Here is a 26,703-nt window from a genome sequence, read left to right as displayed (position 1 = left end):
TTTCGTTGTGCAGGGAAGTGCTAGCGTGAGCGAGCAGGGATAGGCTTGTGGTGCGGCGGGATGGAAAAAGGCTACCGCTGCACGCGAGCGGCGTGATGCGCTGGGGGACTTGTCTTCATAATTGACAGAGTTTTATGGCGTTTTGGTCGGTGGCGAAGGAGATAAGGCATTTTTCGCCCACATTTCCCCAGATACCCTCTTGCCTCTCTTTGGGCTCTATGCTTTACTATATTAGCGTACTAAAGTAACGGACAATTGGTGTGGTGATGACAGTGAGTGTAAATGTGCCAAGTGGCTTTGCCGATAGGCCGATGGGGATGCAGGATAGTTACCCTGGATTTGCGAAACGCAGGCGGGTGATTGAGAACCGGTTGGTCGACTTCTTTGACGAGGCGGGGTATGAACTCGTGTCGAGTGGGGCGTTTGAGTTTGTCGACACATTGCTCAGGGCGCGGCCTTTCGAGGCGGCGCGCGAGTGGGTGCAACTATTTGACGGTATGGGGAACGCGATTGCGCTGCGGCCGGAGATGACGCCGTCGATTGCGCGCATGGCAGCACCGCTGGTGACAGCGGCCAAGCTGCCGATTCGCTGGTCGTATGCCGAGCGGGTGTATCGGCGTACGAATGATCCCGCTTCGTTGTCGTGGGCCAGCGGCAAAGCCGCCGAGTCGACGCAGGTGGGCGTCGAGTGGATTGGCGAAGCAGGTGCCACGGCGGACGCGCAGGTGTTGGATTTGTGCCATCGGGCCACGCTTGCACTCGGGTTACAGGAGACACAAACGGTCGTCAGCCACGCGCGTTTATTGCCGGCGCTGCTCAAGGCGCTCGGCGTACCGGGGGAATTGGTGGCAGATGGGTTAGCGTGCTTGACGAGAGGCGACTATGTCGCGTTTCGGGCGGTCTTGCCCAGCACATTGCCAGACGTGATTGGTATCTTGCAGGCGGTCACGCCGTACGAGCCAGATAGTCTGGCGGACGCGACGGCGGGCGCAATTTGGCAAAGTGAAACCGCGAGACAGGAGATGGAGGCGGCTTGGGGCAGTCTCGTGCTTCTGGCCTCTGCGGTGACGGACCTCGGGCTCAAGGAGCAGGTGATGTTTGACTTGACGCTGCATCGCGACATCACCTATTACACGGGGCTCGTGTTCGAGGTGTTTGCGCCAGGTGTGGGCGCGCCGATTGCGCTTGGTGGGCGCTACGACGACCTGTTGGCGCAATTTGGCTCGGCAGCGCCGGCAGTTGGGCTGGCGTTTGAAGTCGAGCGCGTACTGGCCGTGCTCGGTGCGCCGATGACGGCAGCGGATACTTTTTCGGCAGGTTCGCTCGGCGCGGCTGTGAATCACGCGGGAGGGGGATTGTGATGCTGACCGTGGCGCTTGCCAAAGGGCGTACAGTGGACGACTTGCTGCCGTTGTGGCAGGAGGCGCAATTGCCGCTCCCGGCAGATCTCGACGATACGCGCGCGCTCGTCTTCGAAGTGGCGTGGGACGGGTACTCGCCCATTCGCTATCTACTCGCCAAGCCCGCCGATGTGCCCACCTACGTGAGTTTTGGCGTGGCAGATCTCGGCGTCGTCGGCAAAGATGTGTTGTTGGAGCAGCAGAAGGAGTTGTATGAGTTAATCGATCTCGCCGTCAGCAAATGCCGCCTCTGCGTCGCGGGCCTGCCGAAGGATTTTGACAGGCGACCCGAGCGGGTGGCGACCAAGTATCCGAAATTGGCTGACGCGTATTTCCGCAGCCAAGGGCAGTCGGTGGAAATTGTGCCGTTGTCGGGATCGATTGAGTTGGCGAGTGTTATTGGGTTGGCGGATCGGATATACGATTTGGTGCAGACCGGGTCGACACTCAAGGCCAACGGCCTCGTGGTCTATGACACGGTGCACGACATTTCGGCGCGCTTGGTGGCCAACCGTTCGAGTTATCGAATGAAACAGCGGGAGATTTCTGAAGTTGTGCGGCGGTTGAACGAGGCGATGGCGAAGAGGGGGGCAGTGCGGCAATGACCGTAAAAATTGTGGAAGGTACAGCGTTTTCGTGGCAGCGAACGGCGTCTGCCGCACCGGATGAAGCGCGGCGCGTAGCGGATATCGTGGCGGACGTTCGCGCGCGAGGAGACGCTGCGTTGCGGGCTTGGACCGCTCAGTTGGATGGCTTAGCGTCTGCCGCAGAGGACGCGTTTTCGCTGCGGGTGCCTGTTGCGGCGCTGGAGGCCGCATACCAGGCGACGCCCGCTGAGACTTTGGAGGCGCTAAGGGCGGCGGCGGATCGGATACGGACGTTTCATGAGGCGCAATGGCCGGAGGACTTTACGCTCTATGGCGAGAACGGCGAGCAGATGGGCATGGTCTGGCGCTCATTGCGCCGCGTCGGCGTTTATGCGCCGGGGGGACGGGGCGCGTACCCGTCGACGGTGCTGATGGACGTGATTCCGGCGCAAGTGGCAGGTGTTGCCTCCATCGCGCTCTGCTCCCCGCCAGGGCCGGATGGACTGCCGCATCGGGATGTGTTGGCGGCTGCTTATCTCTTGGGCATTGACGAAGTGTATCGCGTGGGGGGCGCGCAGGCCATTGCCGCCCTTGCGTATGGAACAGAGAGCGTCGAACGCGTGGACAAGATTGTCGGGCCGGGGAACCTTTATGTCGCACTTGCCAAACGGCAAGTGATGGGGGACGTCGGCATTGATAGCATCGCTGGGCCGAGCGAAGTCTTCATCGTCGCAGGCGAGGAGGCCAATCCGAAGTTTGTCGCCGCCGACATGCTGGCGCAGGCAGAACATGATACGGAGGCGGGGGCTGTTTGCGTGAGTACGTCGGAAAAGTTGCTGCAGGCGGTACAGGGCGAATTGGAGCGGCAGCTCGCTGATTTGCCGAGATTTGGCATTGCCAAGGCGGCACTGGCGCGGTGGGGCGCATTGGTGCATGTCGATGACCTGGAGCAGGCGATGGACCTTTTGAACGATGTGGCACCGGAGCACGTGGAACTGTTGCTGGATGATGCGGCAGAATGGCTGCCGGCTATCAGCCGAGCCGGGGCCGTGTTTCTTGGTCATGACACGCCGGAGCCGGTTGGCGACTACTATGCAGGCAGCAATCACGTGTTGCCGACGCATGGCAGTGCTCGATACGCGAGTGGGCTTGGCGTACACGACTTTCTGCGGCGCATGAGCGTCGTCGCGTACAACCGGGAGACGTTGTCTTTACACGCACAGCACATTGTCACGCTGGCGCGTGCGGAATCCCTGGAGGCACACGCGCGCGCGGTTTTAATCCGCGAGGAGGAGGAGCGCACAAATGGCAACTGAAAGGGTGGTTGCGGTACCGAGCTTTGTGGCGGACGTCGAGCGCAAAACCGGTGAGACCGACATTCGACTTTCCTTGGCGCTGCACGGAACAGGTGAGGTGAAACTCGATTTTCCGGTGCCTTTCTTGCGCCATATGTTGCATCTGTTTGCCGTTCACGGCCAGTTTAATCTCACCATTGAAGCCGACGGCGATATCGATGTAGACGACCACCACCTCGTCGAGGACATCGGCTTATGCCTTGGTAAGGCGATTGCCGAGGCACTCGGCAACAAGGTGGGAATTCGCCGCTACGGCGAGCGGCACACGCCGATGGACGAGACGCTGGCGCGCGCGGTTCTCGACTTGTCTGGCAGGCCGGCGTTTGTCTTTCAGGCGCAGTTCACCAATGAGCGCATCGGGGCGTTCCCAACCGAGCTGGTTGCGGAGTTCTTCAAGTCTGTCGCCAACGAAGGGCGGATGGCGTTACACCTCGCTGTACTGTATGGCGAGAACAATCACCATATGGTCGAGGGGTTGTTTAAGGCGTTTGGCGCGGCGTTACGCGAAGCCGTGAGCCGCGTGGACGGCGGCGTGCCAAGCAGCAAGGGGGTGTTGGAATGATAGCCATCTTGGACCCTGGCGTCGGGAATTTGAAAAGTGTCACGAAGGGATTTCAGCGCGTCGGTGCACAGACGGTCGTCGTGCCGGACGCAGCCGCCTGGAAGGCACTCATTGCTGCGGGGGACGGGGATGCGGTCCAAGGCGTTGTCTTGCCGGGTGTGGGCGCCTTTGGCGATGCAATGTTTCAACTGCGCGCCGCTGGCCTCATCCCAATTCTCCGTCAGGTCGCGCGCGAAGGGCGTCCACTTTTCGGCATTTGCCTAGGGATGCAGTTGTTGTTTGGCAGTAGTCAGGAACACGGGCGCCACATGGGCCTTGGGCTTTTGCCGGGCGAAGTCGTGCGCTTCCGGGACGATGTCAAGGTGCCGCATATGGGTTGGAACGATTTAGACGTCGTCCGCCCGCACCCGCTGCTGCGGGACATCCGAGTTGGGGACTATGTGTACTTTGTCCACTCGTATTACGTCGAGGCGAAACAGCGCGACTGTGTGTTGGCCGCTGCCACGTATGGCTCAGTTTCGGTGCCGGGCGTCGTCGGGCAAGGTAACGTCTTGGGCGCACAGTTTCACCCGGAGAAGAGCGGCGATGTCGGCGAACGCATTTTGCATAACTTTGTCGCCATCTGTGCCAATTGGCAGCGAAGCAGGACGACAAAGCAGGGGGTGGCGACCGATGACATTCACGTTACTGCCCGCGATTGACGTGCTTGGCGGGCGTTGCGTGCGCCTCCACAAAGGGGATTACGCGGCGAAGACGGAGTACAGCGACAATCCAGCTGCCATGGCACGGCACTGGTGCGAGCAAGGCGCGACTTTTCTTCACGTGGTCGATCTCGACGGCGCCAAAGACGGCCACAGCGTCAACGCGCCAGTGATTTGCGACATTGTGCGGGTGGCCGCGACGTACGGTGCAGCCGTCGAAGTCGGCGGGGGCATTCGCACGACGGCGGATATCGCCCATTGGCTTGACAGAGGCGTCTCCCGCGTGGTGCTGGGTACCGCCTCGCGCGATGTCGCGCAAATGGCGTCGTGGATTGATACATTTGGCGCTGACAAATTGGTTGCAGGTCTTGATGGGCGCGGTGGAAAACTTGCCGTAGACGGTTGGCTGGAGCAGACGGCGACACCGATTGTCGACTTGGCTCAACAACTGTATGAGGCAGGCGTTCGCCACGCGTTGGTGACCGATGTGAATCGCGACGGAACGCTCGCAGGCGCCAATTTGGCTCTCGCCGGCGAAGTTCAGGCGACAGGTCTTGGCGCAATCGCTTCTGGCGGCATCCGCGACGAGGCGGACGTCGTCGCGGCGATGCGTGCGGGACTTGCCGGTGCTGTCGTCGGCAAGTCGCTGTACGACGGCAAGTTTCATTTGACGCAGGCTTTGGCACGCCTGCAAGAGGAGGAGTCGGCGTGCTGACCAAGCGCATTATCCCGTGTTTTGACGTCCTCGACGGCCGCGTCGTGAAGCATGTCGGGTTCTTGCATGATCGCCGGGATGCAGGTGATCCGGTTGAACTCGCCAAAATCTACTCGGACGCAGGAGCCGACGAACTGGTCTTACTTGATATCTCGGCGTCCGAGCAGGGGCGGTTGGCGACTCGCCGTATCGTCGAAGAGGTCGCGGCGCAGACGAACATTCCCCTGACGGTTGGTGGCGGCGTTTCGTCGGTCGACGATGTGCGCAACCTGCTCCTCGCCGGAGCGGATAAAGTGTCGATGAACACGAGCGCGGTGCGCAATCCGTCGCTTGTCAAAGAGGCGGCGCACCGCTTTGGCGAACAGTGTGTGGTCGTCGCCATTGACGCGAATTTGAATCAAACCATGGGTGAGTACGAAGTAATGATTCAAGGTGGCAAGGTGGGAACGGGCATGGATGTCATCGCGTGGGCCCGCCGCGTCGAGAAATTGGGCGCTGGCGAAATTCTTTTGACCAGTTTCCATCAGGATGGCACCCGGGATGGCTACGACATCCAGCTCACGCGAAGCGTTGCGACTGCCGTAAACGTCCCAGTCATCGCCAGTGGGGGCGCAGGACGTAAAGAGCACTTTTACACGGTTTTGACGGAAGGGCGGGCGGATGCGGCGCTGGCAGCGAGTGTCTTTCACTTTGCCGAGACGAGTATTCGCGATGTCAAGGCACACGTTCGGCAGAGGGGGGTACCTGTTCGATGGATTTATCAATGACGGAAACGGTGAATCTCTCGATTGTCCGTTATGACAGTGTTACAGGGCTGGTTCCGGTCGTCGTTCAGGATGTCGACACAGGCCACGTGCTGACACTTGCTTACGCTGACCGCGAGGCCATTAAGCGCACGTTGGCGACGGGCGAGACCTGGTTCTACAGTAGGTCTCGTCAGGAATATTGGCACAAGGGCGAGACTTCGGGTCACACGCAGAAGGTCGTAGACGTTCGCGTCGACTGTGATGGCGATGCGGTTTTATATCTCGTACAGCCGCAGGGGCCAGCGTGTCACACGGGTGAAACGACTTGTTTCTTTCGACGCGTCACGCACGCGGAAACGATTACTGCACCAGACAAGGCTCCTGCAATGGCGGCGGATGAAGGCGAAGCGCAGACAGGCAATGCGCCGCTGGCGACGATGTCGACTGCGCAGGGCGCGTTGCGCGAACTGGCGCCAGTGGATGCGGATACCTTTGCGACGCTCGCACGACTTTGGGCGCTGATTGACCATCGCTTCCAGTCTCGCCCAGAAGGTTCGTACACCACATACCTGTTCACACACGGCGCCGAGAAAATTGGCAAGAAGGTGGGGGAAGAGGCCGTCGAGGTCGCCTTGGCTGCCCTACGGGCTGAAATCACAGACGCCCCCGGGACGCTCGCATCCGAATCGGCAGACCTCCTCTACCATCTGTTCGCCCTCTGGCGCTACAGTCAGGTCTCCCCTGCGGATGTGCTTCTCGAATTGGATAAGCGGCGCTCCTGACGAGTGCCGCCAATTTTAGCCCCACCATTTGTCGGCCTCTAGCAGCACGAGAATGTAATGCTCATCTTTTTCGCACAATAGCGATGAATGCATACGCGATGAGGTGAAAGCACACTTGGGAAGCAGGGTGTCACAAGCCATACGCCGCCCTCGGGCGTTTACATCTTCATACCTAATGAATCAACTTGTTCTGCGTCGCCCCTACGTCGTGGCCTGGTGGTCCGCCGCGCTGCCAGGGTTTGGGCACATCATGATGTGTAAGTATGCCACTGGTTTTCTCCTCATGGGGATGGAACTGGTCATCAATGTGAAGGCGCACTTAAATTCAGCCATACTTTATACAATGCTCGGAGAATTTCATCAGGCTAAGATCACAATCGACTTACGGTGGATTCTTTTATATGTTGGAATGTATGGATTCGCAATTCGAGACAGTTATCGCGTCGCGATTGAAGTAAATCAGTTGTATACCCTCTCCGACCGGGGAGACGCGCCCATCATACCGGTTAAAATCAGTGCTCTGGAACTCAATTATCTTTCGCTTCGCAATTGGCGCGATGTAGTCCTATGGTCCTTTCTGTGTCCAGGGGCGGGACACTTATACGTCAATCGCATTCCAACTGGATTCTTCATTCTTGGGTGGTATCTCCTCGTTTTTTACCAGTCGAATCTTTCGCGCGCCATCCTTGCGACATTTCAAGGTCACTTTGCACTGGCAACGACCTTATTGAAGCCGGAATGGCTATTATTTTTCCCCTCTATTTATGGGTTCGCAGCCCATGATGCCTATTTGCAGGCCGTAGAATTGTCGAAGATGTTTAAGTCTGAGCAATCCAGATTCCTTTCCGAGAACTATCAGCATCGTGCTATCCAATTGTCCACGCTGCAGAGGAAAGAGGTCAAATGACCATGAATGTGTTTGCGACATTTAGACATTCTATGTATCTGGAAATGGCGATTATCGAACTGGAACAACGCGGAATTGAGCAGCAAAATATTCTCGTCATACCCCTTGATAATCAGTATACGAAATCCCATGATATTGTTCTCACTCATCGTGGTGATCCCATCGGGATTCAATTTGGATTTATTTTTGGAACTGTTTTTATGCTTCTTGGCGTAATTTACGGGTTTGTCTTTAAGTGGGGACCTGTTCTTTGGGGGATGATTGGTATCCTGACGGGAGGCGTATTGGGCTATTGGTTAGATCTGTTTTTGATTAAAAGGAATCAAAACACCATCGGATTGAGTGAGGTCATCTTAATCGTGGACTGCCATCAATCGATGTCTAGCGAGGTTGAGCGCATTCTCTGGGGGCACCGCGCCGTTGGTGTAGCGAAATTACAGCCTAAAACTTCGTGAATGTTCAAGAATTCAATTGGAGCGGTGGGGTGTTTTGGCGGACGTCAGATGATTCCGCAAGCTGGCTCTCGTTTACGCGTTCCATGGCCACACTCGTGGTTTTGGGGCCGAGCAGCCCGAGGTTCAACATAATGACGACCATGACAACGGCTACGATACAAAACATTGCGGTTGCGCCATCTTGTTTGAGGATAGGCAACAGGATGAACGGCATTAACCCACTCATCAGACGACTTAGGCTGTATGCGCTTCCAGTCGCGGTCGCCCGAATGGAGGTTGGGAAGATCTCGGCTTGAAAGACGTGGTATGCGTTCGAGAACACATTGCTGACCAATGTGTACAAAAATCCGCACAACATAATCGTCGCAGACGACGTAGACATGCCGAACAGTATCCCGAATAGCGCCATGCAGAACGCGGCGCCAATAATTAACCACTTACGCTCGATGCGTTCAATAATTGGCAGTGAAATGAGCGATCCGATAGGGCAGCCGATGAACGAAATGGCCGTGTACTCTAGGGAGTGGGTCACGGTGTAACTTTTTGCCGCTAAAACGATAGGAACGAGCGTACCAAAGCCGTAGTATCTGATAGATTGAAGAATATGAAATACGCAGAGCATTGTCGTTCGTTTGGCGAATGCCCGTTTAAAGAGTGTGGAAATCGGTAGTTTTCGCGAATGACAATCAACTGGTCATCTGCGACGACTGCGCTTGTTTTATCAATTCCGTCTTCAAACTTTCTCAAGTTCGGACGTATGCGGATGCACTTAGAGCCCAGACGCATGAATATTCCAATAAGCTTTATACCATAAATTTTGATTCGCTTTGTGATGGACGGGATCCCAGATCCGATGATTGGCGGGTTGATTCTCGGCAAATTTCATCGGGCACAGGAACTCAAAGTAACGTTTGAATTGATTCGGGAAAGCAGTTTTCGCGACGTGCCGCAGGCAGTGGATAGACTTACGTTTACAGGGAAGCCCGGGTGCGGGACAATTTTTACAGTCGTGATTCCGAAGGGCTACGCTGGCAAGATGGGGTACGATGGATGAAACAGGACACTGCGATACAGGTTCTTGTCATTGAAGACGATGTAAGGATTGCTGAAATCAATCGCAGATTCGTAGAACGCGTCGATGGCTATCAAGTCGTGGGGATTGCGACGAATGAACCGGAAGCGAAGGAACACTTGGCTATCCTACATCCGGATTTGGTACTTCTCGATATTTACTTTCCGGATATGGATGGATTTGAGCTATTGCAATTTCCAGAGACGTTATCGAGATATCGCTCTTTTCGCAAGCGGTTGGATGCATTGATGAAGGAGAATCCCAAGGTAGACCAGCAGGCTATCGATGAATTGATGCAAAGTATTGAGCCAAAAAATTGGCTGCAGTCGTACGACGGCCCGGAGATATTTAGAGTATTTGGTCGCGCAAGATCAGGTACAAGCTTGATTTTGCTTATGGCGTCGTCGGGCGCCCAGAGCGGATTTATCGGTCGGTACAGCGAACATAGTCGAGGGCGCGACTGGCAGCCGGCCCTCGTGTCGTTTGTTCGTTGGTTGATGTCGTTGGTTAGCGATTGATGGTTGACATGCTCGACTCGGGATAGCGTGTTCCTGCAGCGATGCCTTTTGGCGCGATTTCGTCAATGGCACGCAGTTCCTCTGCAGAAAGTTTGACATTGACGCCACCGAGGTTGTCCTCGAGGTATTTACGCCGTTTGGTACCAGGGATAGGCACGATGTCGTCCCCCTTCGCAAGTAGCCAGGCGATGGCGAGCTGAGCTGGCGTGCATGATTTCTCGCGCGCCAATTCTTCGATTTTCGTGACCAGTTGCAAGTTCTTTGCGAAGTTTTCACCTTGGAACCGTGGAGAGAAGCGGCGATAATCGTCTTCAGCGAGGTCTTCAAAGCGCTTGATTTGGCCCGTGAGAAAGCCACGGCCTAGTGGACTGTACGCGACAAAGCCGATACCTAGTTCGCGAACGGTTGGCAGGATTTCATCCTCAACGTCGCGGCTCCACAAGGAGTACTCGGTTTGGAGTGCCGTGATTGGGTGGACTTTGTGCGCGCGGCGGATGGTGTCTGGGGCCGCTTCGGAAAGGCCCAAGTATTTCACTTTGCCGGCTTGTACGAGTTCTGCCATCGCGCCGACCGTTTCTTCAATGGGCACGGACGGATCAACCCGATGTTGGTAGTACAAGTCGATATAGTCGATACCGAGTCGGGACAGGCTCTTGTCGACCGCTTCGCGGACGTACTCTGGTCGGCCGTTGATACCAAGGAAACTGCCATCTTTCTCGGAGCGAACATTGCCGAACTTGGTCGCGATGATGACTTTGTCACGATGTGGCTTCAGCGCGCGACCGACGAGCCGTTCGTTCTCGCCGACGCCATACATATCGGCTGTGTCAAAAAAAGTCACACCTAATTCAAGTGCACGTTCAATCGTACGAATGGATTCTTCGTCGTCGCGGTTACTGTAAAAGTCGGACATGCCCATACATCCGAGCCCAATTGCCGAGACTTCGAGGCCCTGTTGACCCAGTTTGCGTTTTTCCATGGTAACCCTCCCTTGATGGCGTCCGTTCGCTGGACGTGTACTTCGATTGTAGGGGTGCGTCTGCATCAATGCAAATTCGTAGGCTACTTACAAAAGCGCTTAAGGATGATGAATGTTTGAAACCGCCGCGTACCATCTTGTTTGGATTATTAATTCTCGCAAACCTCGTTTGGTCTGGGAGTTTTGTCGCAACGAGCATTGCCACTCGTCAAATGAGCCCGACCTTTCTTACGATGACCCGGATGTTCGTCGGCGGCGTCGTTTTGTTTCCGTTCGTACTGATTGCGTTTCGCCGCAATCGTGCGGCGTTTTCGCGGAGCGCGTTGACAAAAAGTGCGTTGTTGGGGCTGATTGGATTTACGTTTCCGGTGACGTTGGAGACGATTGGTATTCATGCTTCGACTGCGGCACTTGGCGCCGTATCCATCGCGCTGGAACCGTTGTTCACGGTGCTTGTCGCCGCGCTTTTTTTACAGCAAACGCTTAGCGGTAAGCGAAAATTCGCCATGGCCCTCGCGGCTATCGGTGCCTACGTGGTTGCAGGGTGTCCGCGGCCAGGCGTGCAAGGTTACGCGCTCGGCGATGCCCTCTTACTGTTGGCCGTCCTGTGTTATGCCTGTTACAATGCGATGTCATCGAGGCTGACCGACGATTTGCCCGCATCTGCGGCGATGTCCATCATGCTCCTGACGGGGTTTCTGGGGTGTGTGCCACTGTGGCTTCTCAGTGGTGGCGCCTGGCCTCATCGTTTGTCACCTGGGCCGCTATTGGCGTTGGTGTTTCTTGCGCTCTTGGCCACGGCTGGCGCTTACTTGATTTGGTTGTTTGTACTGCAAGACCAGGATATCGCCCGTGCGGCGATTACACTGTACCTACAACCGATTTTTGGCGTGTTGTTGTCCATTCTCATTTTGAAGACGCACCCTACGCTCTATTTTTACATTGGCGCTTTCATGATACTGGTCGCATTATACCTTGGCCGGCATAAGGAAGTCGTACAGTCGAAGCAGTCGATAGATGTTTCATCCCGATAAAAGGAGTTGTCTCAAGATGGAGTGCCGGATTGGTTGCGCGGCTTGTTGTATTGCGATATCCATCTCTTCGCCAATCCCTGGCATGGAGCACGGCAAACCCGCAGGTGTGCGCTGTGTCCAACTCACCGAGGACAATCGGTGCCGATTGTTTGGGAAACCAGAGCGCCCATTGGTCTGCCAGTCGCTACAGGCATCCAGGGAGATGTGTGGCGATTCAAACGAGGCGGCTTTTGCTATCTTGACCGCATTAGAAGAGGCGACTGCGCCAAAAACTTCGGGCTGAGTGGAAGGTAGCTGGTCATGGGCGTTGGAAAGGATGGATTTTTCGCGTGTGGGTGGACACAATTTGGACATTATTCATTGCTTGGCGTAACCTAACAAGCGTGGGTCGGTTTGCAGGTATGCATGCATTCTAAATATAAAACCATCAAACCTGAACCGGGATTTTTACTATACGATGTTAGGAAGTGGATCAATGGAAAGAGAATTAGCGATGGAACTCGTGCGCGTGACTGAATTTGCAGCACTGAAGAGTGCGACGTGGATGGGGCGCGGCGACAAAATGGCTGCCGATGCCGCGGCGACAGAAGCCATGCGCAAAATGTTTGATACCGTCTCGATGGACGGCACCGTCGTCATCGGCGAGGGGGAGATGGACGAGGCCCCGATGCTCTACATTGGTGAGCGACTGGGCACAGGGGTTCAGCCAGAAGTCGATGTCGCGGTAGATCCGATTGAGGGAACAGAGACTGTGGCAGCTGGTGCGGCCAATTCCATGGCGGTTGTCGCGATTGCGCCAAAAGGTTCCTTGTTACATGCGCCAGACATGTATATGGACAAGATTGCCGTGGGACGGAACGCCAAGGGACGAGTCAGTTTTCGCAAGACTGTTCGCGAGAATTTGCAGGCCGTTGCCGAGGCTAACGGCAAAGACATCAAGGATGTCGTCGCGGTGATTTTAGATCGGGAGCGGCATGCGAAACTTATTCAGGAGGTACGCGAAGCAGGTGCACGCATCAAGTTGATACCAGCAGGTGACGTCGCAGGTGCGCTGTATACCGCATTTCCGGAGAAGGGCGTCGATATTCTATTAGGTTCCGGCGGGGCACCAGAAGGGGTACTTGCCGCATGCGCCCTGAAGTGTTTGGGTGGGGAATTGATTGGCCGCTTGCTCCCTGAAAACGACGAACAGCGCCGGCGGTGTGAGGAAATGGGTATCGGCGATGTTGATCACGTCCTCGAATTGGACGACCTCGTTCGCGGCGACGATGCCATCTTCTCGGCGACGGGGATTACCGATGGCGAATTGCTCGACGGTGTGCGTTTTCTTGGAAACAACCGCGCGCGCACGCAAACGCTCGTGATGCGGGCAAAGACCGGCACAGTCCGCTTTGTGGAGGCGTATCACAACTTGAATCTGAAAATGGGTTGGGAGCGTTAAGGTCCCATTTTCATTTTGTGCACAGGCGCTCGAATAGCAACGTGTTTGCGCTTGCGGTGGGACTTTGGTGGTGTTACACTGTCCCTGACAATTGAACGATGTGAAGAGGGGCGCTAGGGGTGCCGCGTATTGGCTGAGAAGCGACAGTTGTGTCGCTAACCCTGGGACTCGATCTGGGTCATACCAGCGGGAGGAAGTGCCCATTCGACGATACAGCAGCACCCTTTTCACGCGCACGTCGTGACGAGGGTGCTGTTTTGATGTGTCTAAGGCACCCTCGGTTCTGGCGCGCACATGAGTCCACTCTCGCACTGGAGGAGGATTGAAGTATGACGGCTTGGAAATTGAGAGACGTCATCGTCATGGTCGTCTTGGCGATTGTGACCGGCGCATTGTACAAGGTGTGGGACATTCTTTATGCGGTCATTCCGACCACCGCGTACGCCGGTCAAGCGACGATGACAGGGCTGTGGCTGATTGCCTCGGTGTTGGTGGCCTATATCATTCGCCGCCCGGGTGCCGCACTCTTGGCCGAACTCATTGCGGCGTCGGTCGAATTGTTGCTCGGCGGGCAGTGGGGTTTGTCTAATTTGGTGGCCGGCCTGATTCAAGGCATCGGCGCAGAACTGGCATTTTGTCTATTTTTCTATCGCGGCTACCATATCGTCTCTTGCATATTATCAGGCGTCCTGGCGAGCGCCGCAGCTGTTCTGCAGTGGTACTTTCAGTACGGTGGCAATGAGCTTACAGCGGGCACAGAAGTGGCGTATATCGTCATTGCGCTTTGCAGTGGCGCCGTCCTCGGAGGCATTCTGCCGAAACTTGTCGCGGACGCGCTCTATAAAGCGGGGGTCTTGCGGAACTTCGCTATCGCCCGGCAGCGAGCGATGGCCCGATGAATCGGCATCAGCAAGGACCGGTGGCAGATGTGCTACCGGTTCTATCTGTACACAATTTGTCAGTGACGTATGGGGATGATGCGACGCCAACCATCGTCGACTGCACGTTTGACGTATTCCCAGGAGAATGTGTTTTGGTTACAGGTCCGAGCGGCAGTGGCAAAAGTACCCTTGCGATGGCGCTTGCGGGCATCATTCCGCGGTCCATTGAGGCAGAGGTCTCCGGTGAGATGATTTGGCAATCGTCACTCCAGCAACCGGGCAAAATCGGTTACGTGTTTCAAGATCCTGACGCGCAGTTTTGTATGCTGACCGTGGCGGATGAAATCGCTTTTGGTCTGGAAAACCTGCAGATACCTCGCGAAGAGATGCCTGCCAAAACCGAGGCGTCTTTGCGCCGCGTCGACTTAGATGTCGCGCCAAGCGACCATCATGCCAACTTTTCCGGGGGAATGAAGCAGAAACTTGCCATTGCTTCGGCGCTTGCGATGGATTGTGAATTCCTGATTCTCGACGAGCCGACTGCGAATCTCGATCCGCTGGCAACCCGCCAAATATTCGAACAAATTGTCGCACTCAGGCGCATGGGGCGGACCTTGCTGATTGTGGAGCACAAGTATTCTCCGCTTCTACCGTTTGTCGACAAGGTGCTTCGGGTGGACGCGGACGGACGGGTGACGTCGTTGCGGCCAGGCGAACTGTCGCGCACTTTGGGACGCCCTTCAACTAACGGTGAGATGGCGGTAGAGATTGGCAAGAATCATTTGGCTATCGCATGGGGTGCTGAGATGGGCGCGCTGGCGATGCCACGGCCCGCTGGCAAGCCGCTCTTGGCGGTGGCGGATGCCGCACTTTGTTATGGCGATAAAACCATTTGGTCTGGGGTTTCCTTTACTTTGCACAAGGGGGAGTTCGTGGCGATTGTCGGGCCGAACGGGGCTGGCAAGTCGAGTTTACTCGAGGTGATGGGCGGGCTTTTGCCTGTGACTTCTGGTGAAGTGCGCTTGTGGGATACGCCGGTCGGACGAATTCGCGAAGCAACGCGCTATCAAACGATTGCTTATGGATTTCAAAATCCCGAGTATCAATTTTTGTTTGAACGCGTGGCGGATGAGATGGCGGGCAGAGTGGTCGGGGATGACGTTCCGTCTAAGGTGTTGGCCCAGTTGGCTGAATTTGGTTTGGAAAATCACGCCACAGCGTCTCCTTATGCACTCAGTCAAGGGCAAAAGCGGCGTCTTGCCGTTGGCGTGATGTTGCGTGATGATCACGATTTGTTTTTGTTTGACGAACCAACGTATGGACAGGACAAGGCGTCGGAGGAGACGATTCTTTGTCGTCTTCAACAACTGCAGGCGGCTGGAAAAACCGTGGTGACCATCACGCACGACATGGCGTTAGTCAAACGTTATGCGACGCGCGTCTTGGTGCTGGCGGATGGGCAATTGCTATTTGACGGTACGGTGAAAGATTTATATGCGCGTGAAGACATCCTCCAACGCGCCCATTTGCTCGATGACGTGCGTCCGCTTCACGTAGGTGTGAAGGAAGATGGCGCCCTCGTGCGCCAATCTGTGGCAGCGACGGCGAGACCTGTGCGTGTAGAGCGAAATGATGAGATGCATCCGCGCGACCGCAAAGCGGCAGCGCGTTCACCGCTCGCGGCGATTCATCCAGGTGTGAAGTTACTCACGCTGGTGTATATTGCGGTATTCACGCTTTTCACGAATTCGTTTCGGGAGCTTGCCGTGATGTGGGTGGTGACGCTCGTCGTGACATTTGGCCTGGGTTGGTGTAATCCGTGGCGCGCGTTGAAACGACTCTCGGTTGTGCTGGCAATGTATGTGATTTACTTGTGGACGTTTGCGGCGAATGCGGCGACACCGCCTGGTTATCACTATGAAAACGTCCTTTGGTTCCACTTGAGCTTGTATGGCTTATGGCAGGGGCTTATCATCGCGCTGCGTACGTTTTCGACGGTGGTACTGGCGTATGCCTTCGTGGAGACGACAGATGGGACGGATTTTGTCGTCAGTCTCAGCCAATCGTTTCACTTGCCGCCCAAACTTGCGTACGGCGTCATGGCTGGAACCGGATTTTTGCAGCGAGTGAATCATGAGTTGCGCACGTTTCGCATGGCTCGACGTGTGCGTGGCCGGCAAGGGTGGTGGGTGACGCGACCAGTCAGTTACGCGTTACCCATGCTCAGCCAGTCGATTCGCCTCAGTGAGCGCCTCGCTACAGCGATGGAAGCGCGAGGTTTTTATGGTAAACCTGCGAATCATTGGAACGGCCGCACGTATTTTCGACGTATTCCTTTTCGCCTGTGGGATTTTCTGTTCGCAGGTCTGTGTGCAGTTGTGGTGATAGGAGTGTTTATTGCTGTATCCTCGCGTTAAAGAGGGAGCGCATCTTTAGCATAAAAGCGCCGCAGGTGGGAATTCCCGTCGGCGGCGCTTTTTGCGATTGAACTTGTGAACGTTATGGGTCCTCTGGATGGCGCTCGCGCATCTTGTGCCACAGCCATACGATGGCGACGCCGGCGAAGACGGCGAACAGCGGCATCACTGGGTAGCGGAATCTATCCCAGGCCGGGAAGAAGAAGAAGAAACAGGTGTTGTACAAGGCAAACGTCAACAGGAACAAGCTTGCTTTGAACCCGTCAAAGCGGCGCACTACCACGACGCCGATGCCGATGAAAGTGGCAGCGATAAATAAGTAGTACCCTGCGTTACTAATGGTATCCATTAGGTTCGTCAGATGTTGTAGACTGGGCACGGCGTGAAATGTGTACCAGTTTGCGTTCACGTCATTCTTGTACAGGTCGTACATCTTGATGAATCCGTTGAGAATCGTCGTTGGAATGTGGTGAATGATATGGTCGAGCGCGGCGTGTTCACCCACTTGGTTTTTGACGATTTCATTATTGATATGGAGCAACGGGTTGATGTTCGGATTCCATGACCAATAATAGCCGCCGTTGGTATGGGTTCCTTGCCATAGATTCGTGCCGCCGTTGGTCGAGACGAGGACGAAGTGATGCATGGCGATTTTGTTGCGGATGGTCACTGGTAGAATGGTGATAAACATCGCGATGGACAACGTGATGGCCCGCCCGAATCCAGTTGCCACGCGCCGCCGCTGAATGAAAAGTTCGTACAACAGGACGAAGACCGGGAATAGTAGCGGAATTGGCCGAACGTCAGCAGCGAGGCCCAGCACGAGTCCGGACGCAGTAATCCATCGCAGGGCGATGCGACCAACGCCATTGCGCGCCAAGAGGTACAGGTATAATGACACCAACAGTAGTGCCGAAAACAATTCTTCGGAGCCAAGGACTGCGTTCCAGACGATTTGGCTCGGCAACAGTGAATAGACGACGGCAGCCGCGAATGCCATCGACTTGCGATGGAACAGTTGCATGCTGATAAGGTAGATGAGACCGACAATACACGTACTGAGCATGACGTTGACCGCCAAACCCACCATCACGTGCGCGCCGGTGACGCGAAAGATGAGTGATAGGAAAAACGGCCAGCCAATCGGCCAGTACGCAGTCGGGTGGCCGTTCCATACGTACCCTTGACCGGTCGCTAACAGTTGCGCATGTTGAAAATACCAGAGGAAATCCGCTTTCTGGGGCGGGTGCATGTAGAGCAGCCAGACACCCCGGAAAATCAGATTGAGCGCCAAAATATCCCAAATCCAGTGTTTGGCGGGTGTAGCTGTTGTCTTGGCAGACATCGCGATACTCCTTTCGTACGCTACTATCCTATCGTATGTCGGGCGGCCTGACGAGCCGTTGGCGCAACCTCAAATCTGTTGAAACTGCGTGAATGCTCCGCCTTTGTACGTTTTCTTTGATTGGATGTAAGTGAAAATGATTTGATGTGGTATTATAACGAATGAAATCTGTAGAAAACGGGAGTGGAATTATGCCATTTACAGAACAAGATCAATTGGCAGTGAAGACCCTACGCACGCTTTCCATTGACGCGATTGAGAAGGCAAATTCGGGTCACCCTGGATTGCCGATGGGTGCGGCGCCGATGGCTTATGTCCTGTGGAGCCGTTTCATGAAGTTTAATCCGGAAAACCCATCGTGGATCAACCGAGATCGTTTTATTTTGTCAGCTGGTCACGGTTCCATGTTGTTGTACAGCATGTTGCATTTGACAGGCTACGATGTCTCGATGGATGATTTGAAGTCATTCCGTCAATGGGGTTCAAAAACGCCAGGACATCCAGAATTCGGCCACACGCCAGGTGTTGACACGACCACCGGTCCTTTGGGACAAGGTGTTGCAATGGCCGTTGGTTTTGCTATGGCGGAACGTTTCATGGCGGCTACCTTTAACCGCGAAGGTCACGATTTGATTGATCACTATACATACGTGATTTGCGGTGATGGCGATTTGATGGAAGGCGTTGCGGCGGAAGCTAGTTCCCTGGCAGGTCACCTTGGCTTGAACAAGTTGATTGTGCTTTACGACTCCAACGATATTTCCCTCGACGGTCCGACGAAACAGGCGTTTACCGAGGACGTCAAAATGCGCTACCGCTCGTACGGCTGGAACGTACTGCGCGTCGAAGACGGAAACAATTTGGATGAAATCGAACGCGCAATCGCTGAGGCGAAGACGTTTACGGATGGCCCAACACTGATTGAGGTCAAGACCATCATCGGGTATGGCGCACCGAACAAACAGGGCACGCACGGCGTACACGGCAGCCCGCTCGGCGCAGAAGAGGCCAAGTTGGCGAAGGAAGCTTACGGCTGGAAGTACGAGCCATTCTTCGTCCCAGACGAAGTGCGCCAGTTGTTTGCTGATTTGAAGGCGAAGCGCCAGGCTGAAGCGGCAGAGTGGAACGAGAAGTTTAAGGCGTACGAGCGCGCTTATGCACAAGATGCGAAGCTGTTCCAGGACGTCGTCGCTGGCAAGGTGGGTGTCGATTTTGATGCCGTGCTGCCAGAGTTCACGGACGCGACGGCAACGCGTGACGCGTTTGGCACCGTCATCAACGCCATTGCGCCGCACATGCCGACGCTCTTGGGCGGATCAGCTGATTTGTCCAGTTCGAACAAGACCTTTATCAAGAGCTCCGAACACTTTCAGCAACCGGATTACTCCGGCAAGAACGTCGACTACGGCGTACGCGAACACGCGATGGGTGCAGCGCTCAACGGTTTGGCACTGCATGGCGGCGTTTTCCCATACGCTGGTACGTTCCTCGTGTTTGTCGACTACCTGCGCCCGGCTGTTCGTTTGTCCGCGCTGATGAAGCAACCTGTGCTTTACGTTCTCACGCACGATAGTATCGCAGTCGGTGAGGACGGCCCGACGCATGAACCTGTAGAACAATTGGCTTCGTTGCGCGCTATTCCGGGTCTGCGGGTGCTGCGTCCAGCAGATGCGACGGAAACGGCGTTGTCTGTGAAGTTTGCCTTGACGCACCGCGATGCGCCGGTCGCCTTGGCGCTGACGCGGCAAAAACTGCCGACGCTTAAAGAAATCAAGGACAACAAGAACAACTTCGAAAAAGGCGGGTACGTCATCTACCAGAACGGCGACGGTATGGATTTGGCCCTGTTGTCCGCTGGTTCAGAAGTTCACTTGGTGCTTGAAGTCGCTAAGAAATTGGCGAACGAAGGTGTCAAAGTGCGTGTCATTAGCTTCCCGTCGCTCGAAGTCTTCGAAGAGCAGGACGCAGCATACAAGGAATCTGTTCTGCCAAAGAGCGTGAAAAAGCGCGTTGCGGTAGAAATGGCACATCCGATGAGCTGGTACAAGTACGTTGGTCTCGATGGAGAAGTTATCGGCATTGACAAGTTTGGCGCGTCTGCACCGGGCGACCGCGTCATCGAAGAATATGGTTTTACTGTGGATAACGTATACAACATCACGAAGTCTGCGCTCAATAAGTAAAAACGAATTCGAATTGAAAGGGCATCCTGCTGTGTTACATACGGCAGGATGCCCTTTTACGTGTTTTGTGTGAAGATGTATTTCAACGCGTAGTTACATCAGTGCGCTTTATAGGAGGTCGCGACGATGGTGAAGGCCATAGGTTTCTTTGTGGCGGCAGGCCTTGCTGAAATCACAGGCGGATACCTGATTTGGCAGTGCATCAGAAATGGCCGCCCCATCTGGGTCGGCATTGTAGGTGCCATCGTCATGGTGTTGTATGGTGTCATTGCGACGCGGCAGGAGTTTTCCTTCGGCAAGACGTATGCGGCGTACGGCGGGATTTTTATCGCGATGGCCGTGTTGTGGGGATGGATTGTCGATAAACGATTTCCGGATGTCAATGAATGGGTTGGAGCAGCAATTTGTTTGGTCGGTGTCGCGATTATGTTGTCGAGGCGGTGACGGGACAGGGATGTTTTATTCCGATTACTTTGGGTATTTTGGTCGGTTGCAATGGACAATCACCGCTTACTACGGGGCTTGTAATTGATGACAAAGTCGCGGAACCGTTTGACAGTCGGTGAGATGGTGCGTTTGGATGGTATGGCTAAGCCGCTCACTCGCTTTAATGGAGGATGAATCGAGACGATGGCGGTGTTTGGACTACACAGGAGGCGTGCGATTCGCCTGCCCATCAAGCTGACACCCATCTCTTCTTCAACAAAGTGGCGCAAGATTTCATGATTACTGTTGAGAATGACATTCGGATTAAAGCCAGATTCGTGACAGGCTTGCACCATGTCGCGCTTAAAACCGGTGCTGGATTTGGCCAATAAGAATTTTTCGTCCGCAAGGTCCTTTAACTGAATCGAGGGTTTGTTTGCTAACGCGTGGCGGGCGGGCAGGAGTGCCACGACTTCATCGTTGACGAGTGGGTGAAAGCTCACGCTTTGCTCATTGGTCGTGGGTGCGGAGATAAATGCTGCGTCGATTCGAGATTCGCGGAGCCAATGGATAAGGTCGTCCGTCGTGCCTTCCTCGACTTCGGCGGAGACGGCAGGATATCGCTCTAAAAAATCCTTGATGATTCTGTCAAATCCGAGATAAGCCATCGTCGCGATAGCGCCAATTCGGATTCGGTCGGCTGCGCATTGTTTAAATTGTTGCATGGCGTCAGCACAGTGTTCTAAATCGGTTATGATCTTCTGGGCGTAGTGCCGGAATTCCTCGCCGGCTGGGCTCAACCTCACCTTGCGTGGTTCGCGTATAAATAGCCTCGTACCCATTTCAGCCTCTAATTTCTGAATTTGCTGCGAAATGGATGATTGTGATACACACAATTCCAATGCGGCCTTCGAAAAACTCCCGTACTTGTCGATTGCGAGAAAGTATTCCAACTGGTGGATTTCCATGAATAAATCCCTCCGGTAACAACGATGGCGGATGGTGGATGGTGGGCTATCACTTTTACTTATAGAGTGTATCTGAAACGCAGATTGTTTGTAAACGCATTCATAGATAATCTGGGACTACGAACGATAGCAGATACTCGTTGTGTTTGAAAGCGCAATCATATCAGCGGTTTTCGAGGAGGCGAAATCATTGAGTGAGATTGTCACGACGTCTCAGAACCACGCAGTTGGGCTCACTGGCAGATTAGATCACTCGTCGATGACACCACGTCACGGCGGACTGTATGTCATTGTTATCCTGGGCCACATGTTCGATGGTTTTGGCATTAGCATGATTGGTTATGTATTGGCCAGCATTACGATGACTTTTTCCTTGCACCCCTCGCAATCGGGATTTCTTGCGTCGGGCGGATCAATTGGCATGGCTGTCGGTGCATTTGTCATTGGACCGTTGACAGATAAGATTGGGCGCAAACGAGGATTCATGCTAGCGATTGGTTTGTTTACGGTGTTTAGTGCGCTATGCGCCATGGCTCCGAGTTATTCGAGTTTGGTTTGGTTTCGGGCATTCCAAGGTGTCGGCCTTGGTATGTATGTGCCGATAACTGGAACTTACGTCAGCGAGTTTATGCCAGTCAAGCAACGGGGTCGGGCGCTCACGTTGTCGACTTTCTTCTGGTCGGGCGCGACGCTATTGGCTGGAGGTGTCGGCGCCGCATTGGTTCCCAACTTTGGTTGGCGGGCGATGTTTATTGTCGCCGCCGTGCCAGCGTTTATCGTGTTTCTCCTCTGGTTTTTTATGCCGGAGAGTGTGCGCTATCTTATCAAGCGGGGAAAGTGGGAGGCCGCAGAGCAGGTGGTCGATAGACTTTCCACTGTGGCGAAACGCGAAGATGTCGCCTTCGGGGACGTTCGTACGACGCGGCTTGACGATGAGCCAGCCAAACATGTATCTGTGGCGAAAATCTTTTCAGGGAAATACGCCCGTTTAACGGCCGGCGTATGGATTATGGAGATTATCAGCGGCATTGTGCTGTATGGGCTCTCCACGTGGCTGCCAAGCATCTTTGAAAACATGGGGTTTGGCATGGTGCACAGCTTTTTGTTTAGTGCGGTCATCACAGGTTCTGGTGCAATCGGCAGTCTCGTTGGCGCTCTGCTAATCGAACGAGTGGGCTATCGGTGGCTGTTGGTTCTCGGCTTTACGGTGGGTGGAATTTTGCTGATTGTCTGGGCGCTTGCCACAAACCCAACAGTTATCGTTGTCGTTGGTGCGTTTTCTGCGCTGTTCGGGGTAGGGGCCGGGGGTGTCGTGTTTGCTTATTTAAGTTCCTTGTACCCGACTTCGGTACGTGCGACGGGCGTCGCCTGGGGCGGTCTTTGGCAGCGCGTGGGTGGGATTATCGCGCCGAGCGCGATTGGCATCTTGATTGGGTTACACGTGCCAAACTTCGCCTTCTTCATCGTCCTGGGGATATTGTGGCTAATCGGTGGACTCGTGTCTTTGGTCATGACGCGCGAGCTCGTTGGAAAATCGCTCGAACAGATTGACCAGGAGTTAGCTCAATAACGTCGGTTCATCGGAGAGGGGGTGATGGGGGATACTCGTCGCAATCGATGAACATATTCAAGCGTGGTCGCTGGATAGTCACTGCGCCCGTGCTCGATGTGTTTCACTCGGATTTCCAAATTTATAATCTTAATGCTCTATCAGTATTCATAAATTATTTGGCAGGTGATATATGTGCTGAAAGAACGAGATTGGCGTCTGGCGCGCATTCGCAAGGCAATGGAAGCAAGCGAGATGGAGGGGTTGCTCGCTTATGCACCCGGTTGGCGCCGTGAGAACGTTCGCTATCTGACGGGCGCTCGCTTACGAGGTAGCTTGACGGTCGCTTATTTGCCCTACAGCGGAATGGCGACAGCGTTTACGCAAAATTTACAGGACACTCAATCTATTACCGAACAAGGATGGGTTGAGGATGTCCGGCCACTCTCCTTTCCGGATTGTCAAGAAATTGTCCATCGCTTAACGGAAGCTGGTCCACCGGCCAAGTTAGGGGTTGCCTACCTAGAACTGATGCCAAGTTTGTTACTGACTGCGATTCAACAGGCCTTACCGCACACGGAAATCGTCTCTGCGACAAAATTGATGACCAAAGTTCGATTGGCTAAGAGCGACTGGGAATTAGAGCAAATTCGTCGCGCGGGTGTCATTTGCTCAGCAGGATGGAAGACGTTTGTCGAGGCGCTCAAGCCTGGCGTCATGGAATACGAGGTTGTTGCAGCGGTGGAGGCAGAGATGAAGAGCCTCGGTGCTGAGGACAACTTTATGTTGTTTGCCTCCGGAAAAACCGAGGTCATGGGGATGACACCGCCGGGGAATCGCCGCCTGCAGTTGGGCGATATGGTACGCACCGAACTGACGCCGCAACGAAATGGTTATTGGGCTCAACTGTGTAGGTCAGCTGTGATTGGACCGCCGAATGAAGGCCAACTGCGCTCGTTTGAGTTGTTCAAGGAGGCATTGGAGGCCGGTTTGGCTGCCGTGCGCGTTGGTGCGACAGGTCACGATATCGCCCGCGCGGAGAATGACGTGTTTCGAAAATATGGTTATGGCGAATATTGCACCAGCCAATATACCCGTGTTCGTGGTCATGGGCACGGATTGTATTTAGACGAGGTGCCGATGATTGTCGAAGGTGACGAGACTGAATTGGAGGAAAATTCTGTCGTCATTGTCCACCCGAACACGTATACACCGTTGGCAGGGTATCACGTATTGGGAGACCCTGTCGTCGTGAAAGGCGATGGATACGAATTGTTGACGAGTACAGAACGCGTGTTGTTTACGGCAGCTGTATAAGGTATGGAGGGATGGCCATGAAACGCGGACTGGTTTTACTAGATCCGACGGAGACCACGACCGAGGAGTTGAAGGCGCGAGTAGCCGATTGTCAACGATTATTGCAGGAGCAAGGGATTGATTTCGCGCTCATTTATGGGGATGTCTATCGTTCCGGCGATATTACGTATCTTTCGAATTTGTGTATCTACTGGAATGAAGGGGTGCTTCTGGTACCTGCCAAGCAAGACCCTGTATTTTTAACGAAGTTGTCGCGGCGTGTACACCCGTGGATGCGCGCAAATTCCATCATCGAGGACCTTCGAAGCGGCCCCGACTTAGCTCAGTTGGTCGCGGATTACGTCAAAGCGCAACCGGCTGGTGTGATTGGACTCTCCGAGATGAACTGGTGGCCTGCTTCGGTGGTTGAAGCGTTGCGTGCAAAGCTTCCTGGATGGGAACTGCGTGATTTGCAGAGTGCCATTCGCGAAAAGCGGCAAGTTCCATCTGCGTCCGAGCAGAAGCTGCTCTTGGAGAGCGCAAAAGTGAGTGCCAGAGCGGTGGAGGCCGGATTAGATGGTGCCTTGTCCAATCCAGCGCGGGCTGGCGCCGCAGAGCGAGTTGCCCGTATGGCGGGGGTAGAGGATGTCTTCGTGTATTGCTATGAAAGTGGGGCGCAGGCAGACACGGTGGAGGTGATTTCAGAATATCGCGGCTATTGGACCACTGCCGCGCGGGTGATTGCGAGCGAATCTGCGGATTGGGCGAATCTGATGGACGTGATGTATGGCGTGCTTGTTCAGGAACTTCGTGCGGGCACGGACCTAAATCGCCTGTACGCGCAATTGGGTGCCGTGATTCCCGAAGAAAACAACCTGTCTTGGAAAGTAGATTTGATTCATCACACAGATCTTGAAACACAAGGCGATTATCGCCTACCAGACGAACTGGCTCGACCTATCCCAGCGGGGTCCGTCGTCGGATTGCGCCTCGTTTGTACGTTTGCCGATGGCACAGAAGCTGTGATGGCGGATACGTTTGCAGTCGAAGAACATGGCGCAACCCGTTTGACAGGCGATTTGCCGATTGTGCGATATCAACCCAATGAAAAATAAGCTCAATTTGCTGTGATATCTTCCAAAGAATGGAGTGTGAATCATGCGAATTTTAAGTAACGAAGATGTGCAACAAGTGCTGACGCTGGAGGAGTGCATAGAGGCACTGGAGGTCGCTTATAAGGAGTACACATTGGGAAAGGCGGCAAACCGGCCGCGCAATCACACCTATTTTCCGGTGATGGATGAACGGTTTCCAGGGTTTCAATTCCGTTTTAAGTCTCAAGAAGGCGGCAACATCACGAGTGGCGTGTGGGCGCTGCGCATCACGTCCGATATGGTGGGAACCGAGACGCTTGCAGGTGGCGTGAAGCGGCGGCGATTGTTGCCGGTGGCCAGTGGCAACCGATACTGCGGTCTGGTGACGCTGTACTCGCTCCATCATTTGGAGCCCCTTGCCATCATTCATGATAGTTATATGCAAAAAATGCGGGTTGGCGCCACTTCCGCACTTGGGATTCGGGCGCTTGCAAACCCGGATGCTCGGGTGGCGGGGCTGTTCGGGTCAGGCTGGCAGGCCTCCTCACACCTCGAGTATATGTTGCTCGTGCGCCCGAGTATCGAAGAGGTGCGGGTATACAGCCCCACGAAGGACAACCGGGAACGGTTTGCAAAAGAATGGAGCGAGCGAACGGGTAAGCGGATTATCGCTGTGGACCATCCGCGGGACGCAGTTCAAGGATGTCAAATTGTGACGTGCGCCACTGCCGCCTACGACCCATGTTTTGATGGCCGCTGGTTGGAGCCAGGCACGCACGTTACATCTATTACGAGCCCAGACGGCACGGCCAATCGGCGGGAGTTGGACGATACCACGTTCGACAGGGCAGACAAAATTGTCGTCTTTTCGCGCGAGCAGATTCATCATGACAATCAGATTGACATTTTGGGTCCCGTCGAGCGCGGTCTCAAAAACTATGAGGATATCGGTGAAATCGGAGAATTGTTGTTGGGTAGGATTGGCGGAAGGACGAGTCCTGAAGACATTACGATTTTTGCGAATAACACAGGTATGGGGCTGCAATTTGCCGCCGTCGGGGCGCGTGTGCTCGAACTCGCTGAGGCGCGTGGGCTTGGTCACGAGGTTCCGACGGAGTGGTTTCTTGAGGCGACGTCGCCGTGACGAAAGCTTTGTTGCGCGTCGCTCATGTCGATTCAATAGCCCCAAAGAGACCAGCTATCTAATGTCAAGCACTCTTTCGAGTTCTAAGAACCATGAAGGGAAGTGATTTTTAGGCGCATCTATATAAGCCTGTCAAAGACAGACGT

At 54.7% G+C, this 26,703-nt stretch carries 25 protein-coding genes, 2 pseudogenes and 1 riboswitch; of the genes and pseudogenes, 23 read left to right on the top strand and 4 right to left on the bottom strand.

Annotated features, from left to right (window positions below; all coding sequences use genetic code 11):
• Window positions 1-266 precede the first annotated feature (266 nt).
• The 10 genes from J3482_RS13820 (at window position 267) to J3482_RS13775 (ending at window position 8,210) form a co-directional block, all read left to right on the top strand.
• Window positions 267-1,361 carry an ATP phosphoribosyltransferase regulatory subunit gene (locus J3482_RS13820; protein ID WP_438938556.1) on the top strand — a complete coding sequence of 365 codons (1,095 nt, stop codon included), beginning with the start codon at window positions 267-269 and terminating at the stop codon, window positions 1,359-1,361.
• Window positions 1,361-2,005 (top strand): ATP phosphoribosyltransferase, encoded by a 645-nt coding sequence (gene hisG, locus J3482_RS13815; RefSeq protein WP_146822323.1) that lies wholly within the window; start codon window positions 1,361-1,363, stop codon window positions 2,003-2,005. Before J3482_RS13820 ends, hisG begins: the two co-directional genes overlap by 1 nt.
• On the top strand, window positions 2,002-3,303 hold the full coding sequence (gene hisD / locus J3482_RS13810; RefSeq protein ID WP_206915504.1) for a histidinol dehydrogenase: 1,302 nt from the start codon (window positions 2,002-2,004) through the stop codon (window positions 3,301-3,303). Before hisG ends, hisD begins: the two co-directional genes overlap by 4 nt.
• Window positions 3,293-3,904: an imidazoleglycerol-phosphate dehydratase HisB gene (hisB, locus tag J3482_RS13805; protein WP_146822325.1), complete on the top strand. Its 612-nt coding sequence runs from the start codon at window positions 3,293-3,295 to the stop codon at window positions 3,902-3,904. The genes hisD and hisB overlap by 11 nt, the downstream gene beginning before the upstream one ends.
• Window positions 3,901-4,605 carry an imidazole glycerol phosphate synthase subunit HisH gene (hisH, locus tag J3482_RS13800; RefSeq protein ID WP_146822326.1) on the top strand — a complete coding sequence of 235 codons (705 nt, stop codon included), beginning with the start codon at window positions 3,901-3,903 and terminating at the stop codon, window positions 4,603-4,605. Before hisB ends, hisH begins: the two co-directional genes overlap by 4 nt.
• On the top strand, window positions 4,577-5,320 hold the full coding sequence (gene hisA / locus J3482_RS13795) for a 1-(5-phosphoribosyl)-5-[(5-phosphoribosylamino)methylideneamino]imidazole-4-carboxamide isomerase (RefSeq protein ID WP_146822327.1): 744 nt from the start codon (window positions 4,577-4,579) through the stop codon (window positions 5,318-5,320). The genes hisH and hisA overlap by 29 nt, the downstream gene beginning before the upstream one ends.
• Complete coding sequence (hisF, locus tag J3482_RS13790; RefSeq protein WP_146822328.1) at window positions 5,314-6,087, top strand: imidazole glycerol phosphate synthase subunit HisF; 774 nt, start codon at window positions 5,314-5,316, stop codon at window positions 6,085-6,087. Before hisA ends, hisF begins: the two co-directional genes overlap by 7 nt.
• Window positions 6,072-6,848, top strand: a complete 777-nt coding sequence (gene hisIE, locus J3482_RS13785) for a bifunctional phosphoribosyl-AMP cyclohydrolase/phosphoribosyl-ATP diphosphatase HisIE (RefSeq protein ID WP_223204080.1) — start codon at window positions 6,072-6,074, stop codon at window positions 6,846-6,848. Before hisF ends, hisIE begins: the two co-directional genes overlap by 16 nt.
• Before the next feature lie 115 nt (window positions 6,849-6,963).
• Window positions 6,964-7,755: a hypothetical protein gene (locus tag J3482_RS13780; protein ID WP_146822329.1), complete on the top strand. Its 792-nt coding sequence runs from the start codon at window positions 6,964-6,966 to the stop codon at window positions 7,753-7,755.
• Between the two features lie 2 nt (window positions 7,756-7,757).
• Window positions 7,758-8,210, top strand: coding sequence for a hypothetical protein (locus J3482_RS13775; RefSeq protein ID WP_146822330.1), 453 nt, complete (start codon window positions 7,758-7,760; stop codon window positions 8,208-8,210).
• 4 nt (window positions 8,211-8,214) lie between these two features.
• On the opposite strand, the gene J3482_RS13770 is transcribed toward J3482_RS13775, so the two are convergent.
• Window positions 8,215-8,874, bottom strand: a complete 660-nt coding sequence (locus tag J3482_RS13770; RefSeq protein ID WP_438938623.1) for an MFS transporter — start codon at window positions 8,872-8,874, stop codon at window positions 8,215-8,217.
• A gap of 71 nt (window positions 8,875-8,945) precedes the next feature.
• On the opposite strand from J3482_RS13770, the pseudogene J3482_RS13765 reads away from it, so the two are divergent.
• Window positions 8,946-9,174 (top strand): annotated as a pseudogene (locus J3482_RS13765) (sensor histidine kinase); the annotation flags it as partial.
• A gap of 86 nt (window positions 9,175-9,260) precedes the next feature.
• Window positions 9,261-9,730: pseudogene (locus J3482_RS13760) on the top strand (response regulator).
• A 59-nt stretch (window positions 9,731-9,789) separates the two neighbouring features.
• On the opposite strand, the gene J3482_RS13755 reads toward J3482_RS13760, so the two are convergent.
• Window positions 9,790-10,779 (bottom strand): aldo/keto reductase, encoded by a 990-nt coding sequence (locus J3482_RS13755; RefSeq protein WP_146822333.1) that lies wholly within the window; start codon window positions 10,777-10,779, stop codon window positions 9,790-9,792.
• 116 nt (window positions 10,780-10,895) lie between these two features.
• Here J3482_RS13755 and J3482_RS13750 point away from each other — a divergent pair, with 116 nt between their 5' ends.
• The 5 genes from J3482_RS13750 (at window position 10,896) to J3482_RS13730 (ending at window position 16,552) form a co-directional block, all read left to right on the top strand.
• A complete protein-coding gene (locus J3482_RS13750; RefSeq protein WP_206915495.1) occupies window positions 10,896-11,813 on the top strand; it encodes a DMT family transporter in 918 nt (305 codons plus the stop codon).
• A gap of 16 nt (window positions 11,814-11,829) precedes the next feature.
• Window positions 11,830-12,096, top strand: coding sequence for a YkgJ family cysteine cluster protein (locus J3482_RS13745; RefSeq protein ID WP_146822335.1), 267 nt, complete (start codon window positions 11,830-11,832; stop codon window positions 12,094-12,096).
• A gap of 192 nt (window positions 12,097-12,288) precedes the next feature.
• Window positions 12,289-13,254, top strand: coding sequence for a class II fructose-bisphosphatase (glpX, locus tag J3482_RS13740; RefSeq protein WP_146822336.1), 966 nt, complete (start codon window positions 12,289-12,291; stop codon window positions 13,252-13,254).
• 105 nt (window positions 13,255-13,359) lie between these two features.
• Window positions 13,360-13,466, top strand: a riboswitch (TPP riboswitch).
• Window positions 13,467-13,583: 117 nt separating this feature from the next.
• Window positions 13,584-14,153 carry an ECF transporter S component gene (locus tag J3482_RS13735; protein ID WP_146822337.1) on the top strand — a complete coding sequence of 190 codons (570 nt, stop codon included), beginning with the start codon at window positions 13,584-13,586 and terminating at the stop codon, window positions 14,151-14,153.
• Window positions 14,150-16,552 (top strand): ATP-binding cassette domain-containing protein, encoded by a 2,403-nt coding sequence (locus tag J3482_RS13730; RefSeq protein WP_206922565.1) that lies wholly within the window; start codon window positions 14,150-14,152, stop codon window positions 16,550-16,552. The genes J3482_RS13735 and J3482_RS13730 overlap by 4 nt, the downstream gene beginning before the upstream one ends.
• An 82-nt stretch (window positions 16,553-16,634) precedes the next feature.
• On the opposite strand, the gene J3482_RS13725 is transcribed toward J3482_RS13730, so the two are convergent.
• Window positions 16,635-17,897, bottom strand: coding sequence for a glycosyltransferase family 39 protein (locus J3482_RS13725; RefSeq protein ID WP_146822339.1), 1,263 nt, complete (start codon window positions 17,895-17,897; stop codon window positions 16,635-16,637).
• Between the two features lie 191 nt (window positions 17,898-18,088).
• Between J3482_RS13725 and tkt the strand changes: the two genes are divergently transcribed.
• Entirely contained in the window at window positions 18,089-20,080 is a 1,992-nt protein-coding gene (gene tkt, locus J3482_RS13720) for a transketolase (protein WP_206922564.1), read from the top strand.
• 126 nt (window positions 20,081-20,206) lie between these two features.
• Window positions 20,207-20,524 (top strand): YnfA family protein, encoded by a 318-nt coding sequence (locus J3482_RS13715; protein WP_206922563.1) that lies wholly within the window; start codon window positions 20,207-20,209, stop codon window positions 20,522-20,524.
• Window positions 20,525-20,583: 59 nt separating this feature from the next.
• Here J3482_RS13715 and J3482_RS13710 read toward each other — a convergent pair whose 3' ends face one another.
• Window positions 20,584-21,474: a LysR family transcriptional regulator gene (locus tag J3482_RS13710; protein WP_146822342.1), complete on the bottom strand. Its 891-nt coding sequence runs from the start codon at window positions 21,472-21,474 to the stop codon at window positions 20,584-20,586.
• 190 nt (window positions 21,475-21,664) lie between these two features.
• Here J3482_RS13710 and J3482_RS13705 point away from each other — a divergent pair, with 190 nt between their 5' ends.
• The 4 genes from J3482_RS13705 (at window position 21,665) to J3482_RS13690 (ending at window position 26,557) form a co-directional block, all read left to right on the top strand.
• Window positions 21,665-23,044: an MFS transporter gene (locus J3482_RS13705; RefSeq protein WP_206922562.1), complete on the top strand. Its 1,380-nt coding sequence runs from the start codon at window positions 21,665-21,667 to the stop codon at window positions 23,042-23,044.
• Between the two features lie 174 nt (window positions 23,045-23,218).
• Entirely contained in the window at window positions 23,219-24,340 is a 1,122-nt protein-coding gene (locus J3482_RS13700; protein ID WP_206922561.1) for a M24 family metallopeptidase, read from the top strand.
• Window positions 24,341-24,357: 17 nt separating this feature from the next.
• Window positions 24,358-25,434, top strand: a complete 1,077-nt coding sequence (locus J3482_RS13695; protein ID WP_188332188.1) for an aminopeptidase P family N-terminal domain-containing protein — start codon at window positions 24,358-24,360, stop codon at window positions 25,432-25,434.
• A gap of 43 nt (window positions 25,435-25,477) precedes the next feature.
• Window positions 25,478-26,557, top strand: coding sequence for an ornithine cyclodeaminase family protein (locus J3482_RS13690; protein ID WP_146822347.1), 1,080 nt, complete (start codon window positions 25,478-25,480; stop codon window positions 26,555-26,557).
• Window positions 26,558-26,703 lie beyond the last annotated feature (146 nt).

Origin of the sequence: Alicyclobacillus suci, from assembly GCF_017329615.1 — a bacterium.
GTDB lineage: Bacteria > Bacillota > Bacilli > Alicyclobacillales > Alicyclobacillaceae > Alicyclobacillus > Alicyclobacillus suci.
The sequence above is the reverse complement of the archived record's forward strand: the minus strand, read 5'-3'. Positions and strand labels throughout refer to the sequence as shown.